Here is a 14,035-nt window from a genome sequence, read left to right on the forward strand (position 1 = left end):
CATGAAAATCATCAAGCAGTTACTGGTTAATGGTGAAGAGGTTGGACTGATCAGCGATGAGACCCGGCTGGAACTGTCCAGCCCGGGACGCGCCCGTTTTTTAGTGCAATCTGATAAACCATTGACGGGAGTCGTGCAGTTTTCGGTGGGTTGGTCGGGTATGGAGCTGTACCGGCTGTTTGTTGGCTATATCGACAAGCCGCCCACCACTGTCAACGCTAAACAGCAGCTGCTGTTTTGCCGGGAGTTGTCTGCCGCCCTGAATCGCCCGCTGCCTATGGGGCTGCGCCATGTTTCCCTGAAGGATGTTCTGGCAAAAATCAGCCAGCAGACCGAACTGGTTTTTGTGACTTCCAGCGCCAGCTATACCCGGAAACAGGCCAGCCATTTCCATCATATCGGAGGTGGGTATATGGCCATGGACGCTATCGGGCAGGTGTTCAATATCCCCCAATATATCTGGCAGCAACAGGGCGATGGTTCGATCTATGTGGGCAGCTGGAGTGGTAGCCGCTGGGCATCAAGACCAGTGCAGATCCCCGACAAGTTTTTCACCGAACACCTGGCCTTCAACAGCGCCCGCATGATGATGGCACCCAGCCTGCGCCCGGGTGTGCAATTCAATCGCGGCATTATCAACTGCCTGACCTGCAGCAACGACAGCATGGTGATTACATGGACGCCATTAAAAGAATTGTGATGCGACTCTGGCCAGAGCTGAACTACGGCTACCACCTGCCCATGCTGGCCCGGGTAATCAAGATTACGGATGCACCGAAAGACGGTGGCGACTGCACAATGGATCGCCCCCGTTTTGCCGTGGATATCCAGCCATTAAACCAGCATGGTGAAGAACAGGGCGAACTGTTGCCCGACGTTCCGGTGGCCATCCCCTACGCTGGCAACCATCGCGGCTTTTACAACCTGCCCGATCCCGGCTCTATTGTTGAATACACTTTTGCCTTTGGCAGACCCGACCAGCCCTATGTGCGCTCCACCCTGCCCATCGGCCTGAAACTGCCAACGGTAGACAAGGACGAAGCCCGCTGGCAAAAATCGGCAGCAATCTACCAGGGCTATGATTCAGACGACAACTGGCATCGGGCAACGCCGGAAAATATCAAGGACAGCGCCGGAAAAATCCGGGAATGCCAGGCCAAGGTCAAGCAGCTGTTAAAAAGCCCCAAGACCTGGCTGGGCAGTGACAGCGAGAATGTGCTGCGGATTTTGTCTGATGCTTTAACCGTAATGGAAACCGCCCTGACCACTATAGCCAACCATACCCATAACGGTGGTAGTACGCCTAAGCCGGATCAATCCGGCATAATTAGCGGAGCCGCCAACCAGATTGGCTCTATTAAATCCAGCAGACTGGATCCCATCACGGAGTAGTTGTTTTTTCATGTCCCGTAACTTCAAGCCGCTAATTCCATGGATTGGCGGCAAGCGTAAATTAGCCCCGCATATCCTGCCGCTGTTTCCTAATCACACCTGCTATGTCGAGCCATTTTGTGGCGCTGCCGCGTTGTTCTTTCTGAAAGAAGAATCAAAGGTCGAAGTTTTAAATGATGTAAATGGTGACCTGGTGAATTTATACCGGGTGGTAAAACATCATCTGGAAGAATTGTATAAACAATTTAAATGGACTCTGACCAGCCGCCAGAATTATGAATGGTTGTTAAAAACAAAGCCGGAAACATTAACCGATATTCAGCGAGCCTCCCGCTTTTTATATCTGCAAAAATTAGCCTTTGGTGGAAAAGTGGAAGGGCAGAGCTTTGGCACCAGTGCTACAAGCCGACCACGTTTTAATATTTTCACATTGGAGCAGGATCTCGCCGACGCGCATTTTCGCCTGGCGAATGCGACCATTGAAAATCTGGACTGGGCAAAGACCATCGAGAAATACGACAGGCCCGGCACTCTTTTCTATTGCGATCCGCCGTACTGGCAGACCGAAGGCTATGGCGTTGGTTTCCCATTTGAGAATTACGAACGCATGGCAGAACTGGCTAAAACCATTCAAGGCCGGATGATTATCAGCATCAACGACCACCCCGACATACGCCGGGTATTTGATGGCCTGTTTATTCGTGAGATCGATTACAAATACACGGTAGGCGGAGCGCAAAATGCCAGCGATTGTGTCGAGCTGGTTTATGGAAACTGGGAACAGGACGAACATCTGGACGGGCAGGTTTCGCAGGAAGGTTTCTCGTTTTAAGTACTGGTATATTAGGGCAAAATGCCCTAATATACCAATCAACGCAAGGGCATACCGCCCGGCACTAAACCGGAGAAAAACCGATGGAAAATCAAGAAGCACTGTGTTCATTTATTCAAAACAGAAAATTAGCCCTGACCCTGCTGCAACAGATTACAGCCATTACAGAAGACCATCTCGGATATGCGCCAGACGAAATAACATGGGAGCAAGCCGGAACAATGGGATACTTACAAGTCCAGCTTGAAGAACTGGCAGAAATAGCCGGGCTGGATGTAGAAGAAATACTCGACCAAGAGTAACAGGAAATAAAGGCTACTTCGGTAGCCTTTTTTGATAAATAATATATTGATAAATAGGGCAAAATGCCCTAATATGTCAATCAACGCAAGGGCATACCGCCCGGCATTAAACCGGAGAAAAACCGATGAGACATCAAGACGCAATTTTCGCTGATTTCTGCCTGGAAGCTGACAAGATCGCAGCACTGGTTTACACCCTGGGAGATAGCGACCCAGCCCACCACGAAATAGAAGAGCAACAGGCTCAAGAGTTGAAAGAGATTCGGGAAAAGCTGGAACAACATTTAAAAGACCGGATACCAGACCTTGAAATGTTTTATGACGAAGTACTGGAAGCTTATTAAAACAAAGGCCACTTAAAGTGGCCTTTTTGCTGGATTAAGTTCTTGTATATTAGGGCAGAATGCCCTAATATACTAATAAACGCAAGGGCATACAGCCCGGCACTAAACCGGAGAAACACCGATGACTTTACTAGAACGCCTTCACAAATCTCAGCACAGCGCATGGTTCCTGGTAAGCGACCTGAAAGACGTTTACAAAGAACTGCCAGAAAAAGAAATTGAAGAACTCATCAAACAGGCGAAAGAATTAGAGAAGCGAATTAAAAGCCTCCAGGAACGCCAAGCCCAACAGTAACAAAGGAAGGTCGCCAGCAATGGCGGCCTTTATGTCATGAGCGATATTAAATTACAAAGCCTGCGCCCTTTTTATCACCCCGATTACCAGCCCCCAACAACGGAAGAGCTACGCGGCCTTATGAAAGATTGCGCCTGGACAGGTGCAAAGGTTGGTGCGCTGGTAGGTGTTGACAGTCGAACTGTACGGCGCTGGACGGGTGGGGAAAGACCGATTCCTTATTCAGCCTGGCGGCTGCTGTTGTTACATGCGGGAGTGGTTGAGCTTGACGGATAAAAACTGACTAGCCCCCATCATGCTTAGAGAATCTCTGCTGCATGATGGGGGTTTGATTCACTTATTCTTCATACTTCTCAAGTGAAGTAGATCTAAAGGTTGCTCTCTCTAGTTTATTATTATCAAAGTACTCAACAGATACATCTCCATCTGAAAACCCTATAGCCTTCAAATCTGCCAAGTGCTGATCCACTCCAACTATTCCCGTGACAGTCATTAAGGGGCCGCCGGATTTTAGCTGAACAACATCACCGTGTGTAAAAGGCATCATTCTTACCTCATATTACCTTTGACGAATTACATTCTGAGCCAGATACCCAGAACAAAGAATACAACAGAGAGAGCCATTACCTTGCCGGTATCTTCCGGTTTGATGTCCTTGATCATCTCCGGATTTTTCTTTTTGATCAGGGCCGCGATAAAACCAATCACCGCAAATAAAATCAGACCCGCACCAATCATGTCTCACCCCTTTGAGTTTTTTTCGACTATGTAAACCTACCACTGCCAGCACCCTGGCTGCCATGGCGCAGGGCAAATTGCCGGCATTTTTAAAAAATCAGCCGCAGCCCGCAAAAAATCTGGCTCCCCGGGAAAAAAACACTCATTCGCCCCACCCACCTGCGGCCTTTTTGGCTCGTTTTGTGCAACTTTTCAGGGTGGGTGCAGTGCCTTCCAGCCCGCGCCAGTTGTGGCGTGTGCTATATAAATCCTTTATTGCACGCAGTGCAGGAAAACGAAAGGGTGTGCAAGCTGGTTGCGTAAAACAGGATAAGGGAGGAATGCCGGAAAGGCGCAGAAATAGAAGGCTTGAGCCGTTTTTTTGAAAAATCAGACTTTTATTTGAAGATTGGTACCGGTGGGCGGACTCGAACCGCCACGCCCAGAGGGCAAGTGATTTTGAATCACTCATGTCTACCAATTCCATCACACCGGCACTGTATCACGCTGCAAATTTTTAACCTGTGTCAGCAGCATTTTGTTCCCTGTGTCAGAAAATTTTTTGACACGGTTTTGACACAAATTAGCGATTTTTCGCCTTAAAACCCTTTTGACACATCGATGACACGAAGGCTTAAAAGGTTTTGTTTTCTATCTGTAGCTCTTTATTTATAGGGCTTCTGCCGTTTTTCTGAAGTTGGAGAAAGTCGAGATTTAAAACCTTTTTCAGGATTTTGAATCCCCTATGTCTACCAATTTCATCACACCGGCAGAACGTTGTGGAAAGCTGCTCGCTGTCCCGTTCAGATGCTGCGTAGTATACTGAAAGCTCTTTGATTATCAAGGGCTTGTTTAAAAGTTCATGACCAAAGAGTCGGTGAACCGTGTTTAACACGCCTGACAGACTGCCGACTTTGCAGTATCCTTCACGACCTTCCCTGTAATTTGTAGACAAACCACACGTTCATGCGCGTCAGTGATTTTGATTTTGATCTGCCTGATGAGCAGATTGCCCGTTTTCCTGCCAAGGAAAGAACCGGAAGCCGCCTGTTGTGCCTTGAGGGCGACTCGGGTGAGATCGCTCATCGTCAGTTTGCAGACATAGAAAGCTTTTTGAATCCCGGCGACCTGCTGGTGATGAACAATACCCGGGTGATTCCTGCCCGTCTGTTTGGTCGTAAGGAAACCGGCGGTAAACTGGAAGTTCTGATTGAGCGGGTATTGGAAGAGAAGAAGGTGCTGGCTCACGTTCGTTCCAGTAAATCCCCCAAGCCGGGCAGTCGTATTTATCTGGCGGATGACCAGATTATGGCTGAAGTGACCGGGCGACAGGGCACGCTGTTCCTGATCGACTTCGACAAGCCGGTTCTGCCACAGTTGCAGGAATACGGACATATGCCTCTGCCTCCTTATATAGACCGTGAAGATGGCAGTGCTGACCGGTTGCGCTATCAGACCGTTTTCGCCGAAAAAGACGGTGCTGTTGCAGCTCCTACCGCCGGACTGCATTTTGATGAAGCCATGCTGGAACGTCTGGAAAAGAAAGGCGTTAATAAAGCGTTTGTAACCTTGCACGTTGGTTCTGGTACGTTTCAGCCGGTGCGGGTCGATAATATTGCCGACCATGAAATGCATTCGGAATACATTGAAGTGCCTGAAGCGGTTTGTCAGGCGGTTCGTGAAACCCGTGCCCGCGGTAATAAAGTGGTGGCAGTGGGTACCACGTCGGTGCGCAGTCTGGAATCGGCATCGACTTCCGGCGAGATCCAACCTTTTACCGGCGATACCGACATCTTTATCTATCCCGGTTATCAGTTCCGTTCGGTCGATGCCATGATCACCAACTTCCATCTGCCGCAGTCTACTCTGCTGATGCTGGTGAGTGCCTTTTCTGGTCAGGAAGCCATTCTTGACGCTTATAACGAAGCGGTGAAAGAAGGCTATCGCTTCTTCAGTTATGGCGATGCCATGTGGTTAACCAGAAAGAGTGGTTAACACGCAAAGAATTCTGATCAGCCCTTGAAGTTTATGGGATTTATACCCATTAACCTGTCTATTGCCTGAATACAGCCACAGCCTGTTTAGCTGTGGCTGAAACGAGAGAGTCATGAAAAGAGAAGAATGCTTCATGCAGTTCGAGCGTCTTGCCACTGATGGCAAGGCCCGACGAGGACGCCTGACGTTTCCGCGCGGAACCGTTGAAACCCCCTGTTTTATGCCGGTGGGTACTTATGGCACGGTGAAAGGTATGATGCCGGACGACATCAAGAAAATTGGTGCCGAGATTATTCTGGGCAACACCTTTCACCTGATGCTGCGTCCCGGTACTGAAGTGATTAAAGAACACGGTGATCTGCATGATTTTAATCAGTGGGAAGGCCCTATTCTGACCGACTCCGGCGGCTTTCAGGTCTTCAGTCTCGGCAAAATGCGCAAAATTACAGAAGAAGGCGTTTCGTTCCGTTCTCCGGTGGATGGCTCCAAAGTCTTCCTGAGTCCGGAAATCTCCATGCAGGTGCAGAAAGATCTGGGTTCTGACATCGTCATGATTTTTGACGAATGCACCGACGGTGAAGCGACCGAGAAAGAAGCGGAAGAATCCATGGAATTGTCCCTGCGCTGGGCAGCTCGTTCCAGAAAGGCTCACGGTGACAGCCCTTCAGCACTGTTTGGCATTATCCAGGGCGGTATGTTTGAGCACCTGCGTGACCGGTCCATGAATGCGCTGGTGGATATCGGCTTTGACGGATACGCCATTGGTGGTCTTTCAGTGGGTGAAAGCAAAGAAGACATGATGCGCATCCTGTCTCACACTGCCCACCAGATTCCGGATGATTATCCGCGTTATCTGATGGGTGTTGGCAAGCCGGAAGATATTGTGGAAGCGGTGCGTCGTGGTGTGGATATGTTTGACTGCGTAATGCCAACCCGTAACGCCCGTAATGGTCACCTGTTTACCGAATCCGGTGTGATCAAGATTCGTAACGCGGTGCATAAGCGTGACACCTCTCCGCTTGAAGAAAACTGTGACTGCTACACTTGCCGGAATTTCAGTCGTGCCTACCTGCACCATCTCGATAAATGCGGAGAGATTCTGGGGTCAATGCTGAACACTATTCATAACCTGCGTTATTACCAGCGTGTGATGGCTGGATTGCGGGAGGCGATTGAACAAGGTAAATTGGACGCCTTTGTTAACGAATTTTACCAGAAGCGCGGTCAGCCGGTCCCTCCGCTGGATTAATGCTGTCCGCTGTTAACGGTTTTTACCAAAGTGCTGCAGTCATTGTTCGGGAGCTGTTCCTGATGGATTGCTTCCTGATAGAGTGCTTCCTGATAAGGAAAGCAGCACGATTTATAACTTCCAAGAGCAAGGAGTAGTCAATGATTCCATTTATCAGCCCGGCGTTTGCTGACGGCGCAGTACCAGCAGGTCCAAGCATGATGGGACAACTGATCATGCTGGGTGGCTTTGTACTGATTTTCTGGTTGCTGATCTGGCGTCCACAGTCCAAGCGTGCCAAAGAACACAAAAACCTGATTGCCGGACTGAACAAGGGTGATGAGGTGGTGACCACCGGCGGTATTCTGGGCAAAGTCACCAATAGTACTGAAGAGTTTGTCACTCTGCAGGTGGCTGACAACATGGAGCTGAACTTTCAGAAAGCGTCTGTAGCGGCTACCCTGCCTAAGGGCACGATCAAGGCGATCAAATAAATAAACGACGGGCTGCTGGCTCGTGCGTTTATGTTACTGCGCCGGGAATGATGAATTCCCGGTTTTTTTGGAGAAATGGATATAGTCGGGCGATCCGACGATTCATACTTAAAATATCAGGAACCGGTGAGCCATGCTCAATCGTTATCCCCTGTGGAAATACCTGCTCATAGCATTTGTTGTGGTACTGGGGTTTATTTACTCCCTGCCCAACCTTTACCCCGATGATCCGGCAATTCAGATTTCCGGCTCCAGCTCTTCAACCGTGCTGGAACCGGCTGTGTTGGAACGGGCTGAAAAGACCCTCAATGAGGCGGGTATTGCTATTAAAGCCGCCGAAGGCGACGAACGCACCCAAATGATCCGTCTGGTTCAGGCCGATCAGCAGCAACTGGCCAGAAGTCTGGTTAAAGATGCACTGGGTGATGATTATGTCGTTGCGCTGAACCTTGCGCCAACAACCCCTGACTGGCTGACTGCTATTGGTGCTTACCCAATGAAACTGGGTCTGGACTTGTCAGGTGGTGTGCACTTCCTGCTGGAGGTCGATACTGACCGGGCAGTGAAGCAGCGACTGGATATTGCCAACAGCGAAATTCGTGCCCAGCTGCGTCAGGAACGTCTGCGTTATCGCACCATGCCGGAACGTGAAGACGGTGCCCGTCAGCTGGCCTTTCTGGATGCGGCTACCCGCAATGCCGCCCAGCGCGTGATTGCCCGTGAAAACCCTGATCTGCAAGTTGAGACTGACGATCAGGGTGAACGTTATGTTGTGTCTTTTGGCTTCAGTGAACAACGTATTCGTGAACTGGAAGACGACGCTGTACGTCAGAACCTGACGTCTATCCGTAACCGTGTGGACGAACTGGGTGTGTCCGAGCCGCTGGTTCAGCGACAGGGTCGCAACAACATTGTGGTGCAGTTGCCGGGTGTTCAGGACACTGCAGAAGCCAAGCGTATTCTGGGTCAGACTGCGAACCTTGAGTTCCGTCTGGAAGCGCTGCCCAATGCAGCACGCACCAGTACAGAGGCTTTCTCGTTCCGCGATGAGCGTCGTCCGGATGCATTACTTGAGCGTGACATCATCATCACCGGTGACCGTGTTTCCAGCGCCCAGTCTAACTTCGATTCCGAAAGTGGTCAGCCGCAGGTTAACATCAACCTGGATACCACCGGTGGTCGTCGTATGAACGATGCGACCCGTGGCAACATTGGTCGTTCCATGGCGGTGCTGTTTATTGAACAGAAGCCGACGACTCGTGTCGAGACCCAGGAAATCGACGGGGAAATGGTGCGTCTTGAGGTGCCTGGCTTCCGTGAAGAAAAGCACATCATCAGTCTGGCGACTATTCAGTCTGCATTGGGTAACCAGTTCCGTATTACGGGTCTGAACTCTGTGGCGGAAGCGTCTGAACTGGCGCTGTTGCTGCGTGCAGGTTCTCTGGCGGCGCCGATGTACTTCGTCGAAGAGCGAACTGTGGGTCCAAGTCTCGGTGCTGAAAACATCAAGATGGGTGTTGATTCCACACTGATGGGTCTTGGTCTGATCGTCATGTTCATGATTGTGGTCTATCGCGTGTTTGGCCTGCTGGCGAATATCGCGCTGACCATCAATCTTATGCTGTTGCTGGCGGTAATGAGCCTGTTTGGCGCCACCCTGACTATGCCGGGTATTGCCGGTATCGTACTGACTCTGGGTATGGCAGTAGATGCCAACGTGTTGGTGTTCTCGCGTATTCGTGAAGAAATAAAGCTGGGCCGTCCGATACAGCGAGCCATTCACGATGGTTACGATCGTGCCTTTATCTCCATCTTCGACGGTAACATTACCACCCTGCTGGTCGGTGTGATTCTGTTTGCGGTGGGTACCGGCCCGATTAAAGGTTTTGCCGTGACTCTGTCCATCGGTATCTTAACGTCCATGTTCACTGCGATTATGGTGACCCGTTCACTGGTTAACCTGGTGTACGGTGGTCGTCGTGACCTGAAGAAACTGAACATCTGAGGTGACAGCGATGACTGATAAGACAGATGAAAAAATCATAAACTTTATGCGCCTGCGCTTCATCGCTACCATCCTTTCGGTGGTGCTGGTGGCGGGTTCTATCGTGTCCCTGGCGACCAAAGGTTTGAGCTGGGGGCTGGACTTTACCGGCGGTACGCTGATCGAGCTGGTGTATGATAACCCTGTATCCACAGAGGAGATTCGTGAACAGCTGGTTGATTCTGGCTATACGGACGCTGTCGTGCAGGAGTTTGGCTCTGCGCAGGATATTCTGGTACGTATGCCGGGTGAAGACCCTGGGCTTGCCCGGGTGTTGTCTGAGCTGCTGAACGACCAGTATGACGGTGTGGTCGAGGTGAAACGCGTTGAGTTCGTTGGCCCGCAGGTCGGCGAGCAGCTGCGTGAGCAGGGCGGTCTGGGTATGCTGTTGGCGCTGGGCATGGTAATGCTCTACATTGCTTTCCGCTTCCAGTTCAAGTTCTCCGTAGGTGCGGTTCTGGCGCTGGCGCACGACTCTATTATTGCCATGGGTCTGTTCTCGGTGCTGGGTATTCAGTTTGACCTGACTGTTCTGGCTGCGATTCTGGCACTGGTGGGTTACTCCCTGAACGATACCATTATCGTATACGACCGTGTTCGTGAGAACTTCCGCAAGCGCCGCAAGGGTTCGCCGGTAGAAATCATCAATGTGTCCCTGACCCAGACTCTGGGTCGTACATTGGCGACTTCCGGTACCACCTTGATGGTGCTGATGGCGTTGTTCCTGTTTGGTGGTGAAATGATTAATGGTTTTGCCACCATGCTGATTGCCGGTGTACTGGTGGGTACCTACTCATCCATCTACATTGCATCGAACCTGTTGCTGTACATGAACATCAGTCGTGAAGATCTGGTGGTACCAGTGAAGGAAGATGAGGTTGATGAGCGTCCATAAAAGGTGCTGTTCACTCTTCGAAGCGGTTCACACGACTTTCTTCAGAAAAAACAGATTATGTTCGGTAATCCGAAGTTGTTTAGCGAAGTGCTCTAGCGTGTCTGTCCGTTTATAACGAAAGCCGTGGGGGCGTTAAGCAAACACCTCGACGGCCTCTGTTTTTGCTGTTTGGATACTAGCATTCCAGACAGCAGAAACATTAATGAACTGTGTAATGCCAATTCCACCTTCTGAGTAACTCACTCCACAAGCCCTGTTGTCACTGGATTTATATTTTTGATAATAAAGTACAAGAAAGGGCTTATTGGAACGTTAGTTACTCATAGATGTTTGGCCGCGTTCGGCCTGGGGCGCTTCTAAACATGAATTGCGCAGCCATTCAGAATCACGGGAGCTGCGTTGGAACTCCTTGCAATAGCTCGTTATTACTCGTCGTACCGCCTTTGTGCCCTTCAGGGTATTGTCCCGTGACCCATATGACGTGCTCATGGTCATATTTAGAAAGCGGAATTGGTATAACACTGCATACCATCAGGAGCTGTTATGATTTTCCCCTTATCTGGATGTGTGCAAAACCCTCCACTGCAGTAATCAGGGTCATTGTCATCACCTTCCTTTTTCTTGTGCCAAAAAGTCGTAGCCCCACTACAGTAATATGGATGCGGAGGGGAGGGCTGCAAAGTGATGCGAGCAAGAATGACGGTAACTACTGCTAATACTAATTCCGTCTTCTAAACATGAATTGCGCAGCCATTCCAAACCGCTGGTTCTGCGTCAGAACTCCTCGCAATAGCCAGCTATTACTCGTCGTTCTTCCTTGCCCAGCGATTTGGATTGGCTTGCTCATGGTCATATTTAGAAAACGGAATTGGTATAACTGTTGAAAAGCATAGGCCTGCTCCTCATCCTCCTGATGAATATGGAGGGCAGCGACCTTGTTTGAAAGCCTTGATGATTGAAAAGGCGTGGCAGCGTTTCGTGTGTTGAAAGTTCTCAGGTGCAACTCCGGGTAGCTGCTATGCTTTCTCATTCTTTGGACATATCAACAAGTTGTCAGCTATTCCCGCTGAATATACGTCTTAAGACGTTTAAGTTGGTGTAGGCAAGGAACATTTAATACGTTCAGGGAGTGTCCTTCACTTCCAGCGAATCTTGAACGAACAAAAATTTTGAACCCTGAAACCAGACTGCCCCACATTCTTTATGAACTGTCGTAAGGCACTATTCCCGCGACGGTACGGCTAATGATGGCATCAAACAACCCTTCCCAGGTTTTGATCAGCCAGGTCTGGAAATAACCTTTCATCAACTCCCACAGATGTATTCGTACACCTCGCGTTCGTTCTTTCAGGGCTTTTTGAAACTCCGGGCTGCCCAGTTGTTGCAGCTGGTCAACCAGAAAGGCCAGTACCGTCAGGTAAGCCAGATTGGTGGCAAGGTGCTGTTCACCGTGCCCGTAGTTGTGCTCAAGGTGGTAGTCTTGTTTCTTCAGGGTATTGAACGTTTGGTTTTCAATGTGCCATCGGCATCGTCCTCCTTTCATCAGGGCTTCAATGGTCTTTTCTGTCAGAGGTATGTCAGTGATCCAACTCCAGGTGTGACGATCACCTTTTTTGTCCGTCTCAACAAAATCCAGCACGTTGACATGCTCAACGGGGTTAGACTTGTTGAGGGGCACATCGTTAGTAAAACGATACCAGTACTTGATGCCAGTCACCGGGTCAGTTTTGAGGCAACGTGCCACTTTTCCTTGCTTATCCAGTTCATCTACAGCTTCAATCAGCGAGCCGTGATTGCCGTCTTTCGCAATGATAATGTAATGCCAGCCGTAACTCTTGATCAGGCGGATAGTTGGTCCGTCAGCATACAAGCCATCCAGTACGATAATCAGTTTCAGGTAGGGGTGGTCTTTTTTTACGTTGGCAAGAAAGCGCTTAAGGGCACTCTTTTCACAGTCGTTCTTGGTACAACCATCCTGTCGTACAATAGCTTCGGGAGCCAATGGTATAACGACTTTCTGGTCGGGGTGGACAATGCAACCGCCCATCAGCTGGTGATAATAAGCCTCATTGGCTTTGCCCTGATTTTTTACGCAGCAGTCGTCGCAGTGTAGCTTTCCGGAGAAGAAGGTTTGTGTACCATCAATGGCCAGCAAATAATGGTTTTTAAGGTGGCCGATGTGAAACTCAAACTTCTGCAGGTGCCCCGAACGCTGAAAGCGTGAGAAGATTTTTTTGTAAGGCTTCTGAAACCAGTGTGGAGAAAGCTGGTCAAGTACTTCTCGCATCCGGGTGTCACTGGGAACTCTGCCATTGACGACATCAAACAGGGTTTCCAGATTGTGAGCCTGGACAGGGTCTTCCCTTTGGCTATCAAAGCGGAGCATGGACGGCATTTTCATTTGCATCATGGCAAAAGCGGACTTGGCAAAGTTGCCAAAGGGAATGCCATTCTTGCAGTGATTAGGTCGGTGATCGGGAATGTCAACCAGACAGTCAGTAACCTCTTTAATAAGGTGGCTGGCAGTCAGGTGCGTGCAATTTTTTTGAATGGGCTTGGCCATGGTTGCAACCGGTCAGATCATGCAGCATAAGGTCAAAAATAGTCGTTCAATTGTGCGGTTGCAGATTTTGGTAGTGGCACAGTTCTGTGATTCTAGCCCTGTCTGCTAAAATACGACATTCGGCAACTTTGAAAAATGCGGTTTAAAAATGTGCCTTACGCAAGTCCTCTGTACAACATGTGGCAGTAACCAAGTTCGGCCTTTCGGATACAGCACTCATGATGTTCCACGATACTATTGCTGTAATGACAAATGTGAAATCAAAACCTTCATGCTTGAATATCGCTACAAGGCCTGTGAGCCTGGCGTTAAAGAAAAAATCATCGATATGGCAATAAATGGCAGCGGAATCAGGGATACAAGTAAAGTACTCGGAATAAGCAAGACAACAGTAATAAAGACTCTAAAAAAAAAGAAAGCGGTCTGGTAAAGGTCAACCCAAATATTCAAACTATTGATCTCAAGTCAGATGCAATTATTCATGTAGGGCTTGTCTGCCAAGAGGCTGAGCTAGATGAGCAGTGGTCGTATGTTCATGATAAATCGAACCAACGCTGGCTTTGGTATGCTGTTGATCACGCTACAAATACCGTGCTTGCTTATGTTTTCGGAAAACGGAAAGATGAAGTTTTTAAAGAACTCAAAACACTTCTGAAGCCATTTGGTATTAATAAATTTTACACCGATGATTGGGGAGCCTATGAGCGACACCTTGATGAAAACATGCATATTATTGGTAAAGCAAACACTCAGAAGATAGAGCGTAAAAACCTTAATTTTCGGACTTGGATTAAACGGTTGGCCAGAAAGACAATTTGTTTTTCAAAGCTCGAAAAGATGCACGATATTGTTATTGGATTATTGATTAATAAAGTTGAGTTTGGGGTCAATATTCACGCGATATAACAGTTCTGGCCCACTACCCAGATTTTTT

General features: G+C 49.1%; 17 protein-coding genes and 1 tRNA gene. 14 read left to right on the forward strand and 4 right to left on the reverse strand.

The window, feature by feature from the left end; all coding sequences use genetic code 11:
* The first annotated feature begins 1 nt into the window (after position 1).
* From EZMO1_RS09300 to EZMO1_RS09325, 7 genes are all read left to right on the forward strand, one after another.
* Positions 2 to 700, forward strand: coding sequence for a hypothetical protein (locus EZMO1_RS09300; protein WP_034873006.1), 699 nt, complete (start codon positions 2 to 4; stop codon positions 698 to 700).
* Positions 676 to 1,392 (forward strand): hypothetical protein, encoded by a 717-nt coding sequence (locus EZMO1_RS09305; protein ID WP_034873007.1) that lies wholly within the window; start codon positions 676 to 678, stop codon positions 1,390 to 1,392. Before EZMO1_RS09300 ends, EZMO1_RS09305 begins: the two co-directional genes overlap by 25 nt.
* Before the next feature lie 10 nt (positions 1,393 to 1,402).
* Positions 1,403 to 2,224 (forward strand): DNA adenine methylase, encoded by an 822-nt coding sequence (locus EZMO1_RS09310; RefSeq protein WP_051789344.1) that lies wholly within the window; start codon positions 1,403 to 1,405, stop codon positions 2,222 to 2,224.
* 83 nt (positions 2,225 to 2,307) lie between these two features.
* The gene (locus EZMO1_RS09315; protein WP_034873008.1) at positions 2,308 to 2,526 is read left to right on the forward strand and encodes a hypothetical protein; all 219 of its coding nucleotides are present in this window, start codon (positions 2,308 to 2,310) and stop codon (positions 2,524 to 2,526) included.
* Between the two features lie 125 nt (positions 2,527 to 2,651).
* Positions 2,652 to 2,870 (forward strand): hypothetical protein, encoded by a 219-nt coding sequence (locus EZMO1_RS09320; protein ID WP_034873009.1) that lies wholly within the window; start codon positions 2,652 to 2,654, stop codon positions 2,868 to 2,870.
* 121 nt (positions 2,871 to 2,991) lie between these two features.
* Positions 2,992 to 3,165 (forward strand): hypothetical protein, encoded by a 174-nt coding sequence (locus EZMO1_RS26690; RefSeq protein ID WP_160174008.1) that lies wholly within the window; start codon positions 2,992 to 2,994, stop codon positions 3,163 to 3,165.
* Positions 3,166 to 3,201: 36 nt separating this feature from the next.
* The gene (locus EZMO1_RS09325; RefSeq protein ID WP_034873010.1) at positions 3,202 to 3,441 is read left to right on the forward strand and encodes a helix-turn-helix domain-containing protein; all 240 of its coding nucleotides are present in this window, start codon (positions 3,202 to 3,204) and stop codon (positions 3,439 to 3,441) included.
* A 61-nt stretch (positions 3,442 to 3,502) separates the two neighbouring features.
* Here the strand turns inward: EZMO1_RS09325 and EZMO1_RS09330 are convergent, their stop codons facing one another.
* Both EZMO1_RS09330 and EZMO1_RS26695 read right to left on the reverse strand, forming a co-directional pair.
* Positions 3,503 to 3,712: a YodC family protein gene (locus EZMO1_RS09330; protein ID WP_082211611.1), complete on the reverse strand. Its 210-nt coding sequence runs from the start codon at positions 3,710 to 3,712 to the stop codon at positions 3,503 to 3,505.
* Positions 3,713 to 3,738: 26 nt separating this feature from the next.
* Positions 3,739 to 3,903, reverse strand: coding sequence for a hypothetical protein (locus tag EZMO1_RS26695; protein ID WP_160174009.1), 165 nt, complete (start codon positions 3,901 to 3,903; stop codon positions 3,739 to 3,741).
* Between the two features lie 62 nt (positions 3,904 to 3,965).
* Between EZMO1_RS26695 and EZMO1_RS09335 the strand changes: the two genes are divergently transcribed.
* Positions 3,966 to 4,268 carry a hypothetical protein gene (locus EZMO1_RS09335; RefSeq protein ID WP_145912547.1) on the forward strand — a complete coding sequence of 101 codons (303 nt, stop codon included), beginning with the start codon at positions 3,966 to 3,968 and terminating at the stop codon, positions 4,266 to 4,268.
* Between the two features lie 24 nt (positions 4,269 to 4,292).
* Here the strand turns inward: EZMO1_RS09335 and EZMO1_RS09340 are convergent.
* Positions 4,293 to 4,378: transfer RNA gene (locus EZMO1_RS09340), tRNA-Leu, on the reverse strand.
* Between the two features lie 470 nt (positions 4,379 to 4,848).
* Here EZMO1_RS09340 and queA point away from each other — a divergent pair.
* The 5 genes from queA (at position 4,849) to secF (ending at position 10,538) form a co-directional block, all read left to right on the forward strand.
* Positions 4,849 to 5,877: a tRNA preQ1(34) S-adenosylmethionine ribosyltransferase-isomerase QueA gene (queA, locus tag EZMO1_RS09350; protein ID WP_034873014.1), complete on the forward strand. Its 1,029-nt coding sequence runs from the start codon at positions 4,849 to 4,851 to the stop codon at positions 5,875 to 5,877.
* A 133-nt stretch (positions 5,878 to 6,010) separates the two neighbouring features.
* Complete coding sequence (gene tgt / locus EZMO1_RS09355; protein ID WP_086936472.1) at positions 6,011 to 7,126, forward strand: tRNA guanosine(34) transglycosylase Tgt; 1,116 nt, start codon at positions 6,011 to 6,013, stop codon at positions 7,124 to 7,126.
* A 140-nt stretch (positions 7,127 to 7,266) separates the two neighbouring features.
* On the forward strand, positions 7,267 to 7,599 hold the full coding sequence (gene yajC / locus EZMO1_RS09360) for a preprotein translocase subunit YajC (protein ID WP_034873016.1): 333 nt from the start codon (positions 7,267 to 7,269) through the stop codon (positions 7,597 to 7,599).
* Between the two features lie 133 nt (positions 7,600 to 7,732).
* Complete coding sequence (secD, locus tag EZMO1_RS09365; protein WP_034873017.1) at positions 7,733 to 9,604, forward strand: protein translocase subunit SecD; 1,872 nt, start codon at positions 7,733 to 7,735, stop codon at positions 9,602 to 9,604.
* A gap of 10 nt (positions 9,605 to 9,614) precedes the next feature.
* Positions 9,615 to 10,538, forward strand: a complete 924-nt coding sequence (gene secF, locus EZMO1_RS09370; RefSeq protein WP_034873018.1) for a protein translocase subunit SecF — start codon at positions 9,615 to 9,617, stop codon at positions 10,536 to 10,538.
* 1,201 nt (positions 10,539 to 11,739) lie between these two features.
* Here the strand turns inward: secF and EZMO1_RS09380 are convergent.
* Positions 11,740 to 13,101 (reverse strand): transposase, encoded by a 1,362-nt coding sequence (locus EZMO1_RS09380; protein WP_034872820.1) that lies wholly within the window; start codon positions 13,099 to 13,101, stop codon positions 11,740 to 11,742.
* Positions 13,102 to 13,249: 148 nt separating this feature from the next.
* Between EZMO1_RS09380 and EZMO1_RS28070 the strand changes: the two genes are divergently transcribed.
* A protein-coding gene (locus tag EZMO1_RS28070) for an IS1 family transposase (RefSeq protein ID WP_420809906.1) occupies positions 13,250 to 14,007 on the forward strand; the annotation gives its coding sequence in 2 pieces (ribosomal slippage) (positions 13,250 to 13,517 and positions 13,517 to 14,007; 759 coding nt in all).
* The last annotated feature ends 28 nt before the right edge of the window (positions 14,008 to 14,035 follow it).

The organism is Endozoicomonas montiporae CL-33 (genome assembly GCF_001583435.1).
Lineage (GTDB): Bacteria > Pseudomonadota > Gammaproteobacteria > Pseudomonadales > Endozoicomonadaceae > Endozoicomonas_A > Endozoicomonas_A montiporae.

What these genes read in the sequence shown, in the direction of transcription:
- EZMO1_RS09300 (WP_034873006.1), top strand. Translation starts at nt 2, where the DNA reads ATGAAAATCATCAAGCAGTTACTGGTTAATGGTGAAGAGGTTGGACTG.
- EZMO1_RS09305 (WP_034873007.1), top strand. Translation starts at nt 676, where the DNA reads ATGGACGCCATTAAAAGAATTGTGATGCGACTCTGGCCAGAGCTGAAC.
- EZMO1_RS09310 (WP_051789344.1), top strand. Translation starts at nt 1,403, where the DNA reads ATGTCCCGTAACTTCAAGCCGCTAATTCCATGGATTGGCGGCAAGCGT.
- EZMO1_RS09315 (WP_034873008.1), top strand. Translation starts at nt 2,308, where the DNA reads ATGGAAAATCAAGAAGCACTGTGTTCATTTATTCAAAACAGAAAATTA.
- EZMO1_RS09320 (WP_034873009.1), top strand. Translation starts at nt 2,652, where the DNA reads ATGAGACATCAAGACGCAATTTTCGCTGATTTCTGCCTGGAAGCTGAC.
- EZMO1_RS26690 (WP_160174008.1), top strand. Translation starts at nt 2,992, where the DNA reads ATGACTTTACTAGAACGCCTTCACAAATCTCAGCACAGCGCATGGTTC.
- EZMO1_RS09325 (WP_034873010.1), top strand. Translation starts at nt 3,202, where the DNA reads ATGAGCGATATTAAATTACAAAGCCTGCGCCCTTTTTATCACCCCGAT.
- EZMO1_RS09330 (WP_082211611.1), bottom strand. Translation starts at nt 3,712, where the DNA reads ATGATGCCTTTTACACACGGTGATGTTGTTCAGCTAAAATCCGGCGGC.
- EZMO1_RS26695 (WP_160174009.1), bottom strand. Translation starts at nt 3,903, where the DNA reads ATGATTGGTGCGGGTCTGATTTTATTTGCGGTGATTGGTTTTATCGCG.
- EZMO1_RS09335 (WP_145912547.1), top strand. Translation starts at nt 3,966, where the DNA reads ATGGCGCAGGGCAAATTGCCGGCATTTTTAAAAAATCAGCCGCAGCCC.
- queA (WP_034873014.1), top strand. Translation starts at nt 4,849, where the DNA reads ATGCGCGTCAGTGATTTTGATTTTGATCTGCCTGATGAGCAGATTGCC.
- tgt (WP_086936472.1), top strand. Translation starts at nt 6,011, where the DNA reads ATGCAGTTCGAGCGTCTTGCCACTGATGGCAAGGCCCGACGAGGACGC.
- yajC (WP_034873016.1), top strand. Translation starts at nt 7,267, where the DNA reads ATGATTCCATTTATCAGCCCGGCGTTTGCTGACGGCGCAGTACCAGCA.
- secD (WP_034873017.1), top strand. Translation starts at nt 7,733, where the DNA reads ATGCTCAATCGTTATCCCCTGTGGAAATACCTGCTCATAGCATTTGTT.
- secF (WP_034873018.1), top strand. Translation starts at nt 9,615, where the DNA reads ATGACTGATAAGACAGATGAAAAAATCATAAACTTTATGCGCCTGCGC.
- EZMO1_RS09380 (WP_034872820.1), bottom strand. Translation starts at nt 13,101, where the DNA reads ATGGCCAAGCCCATTCAAAAAAATTGCACGCACCTGACTGCCAGCCAC.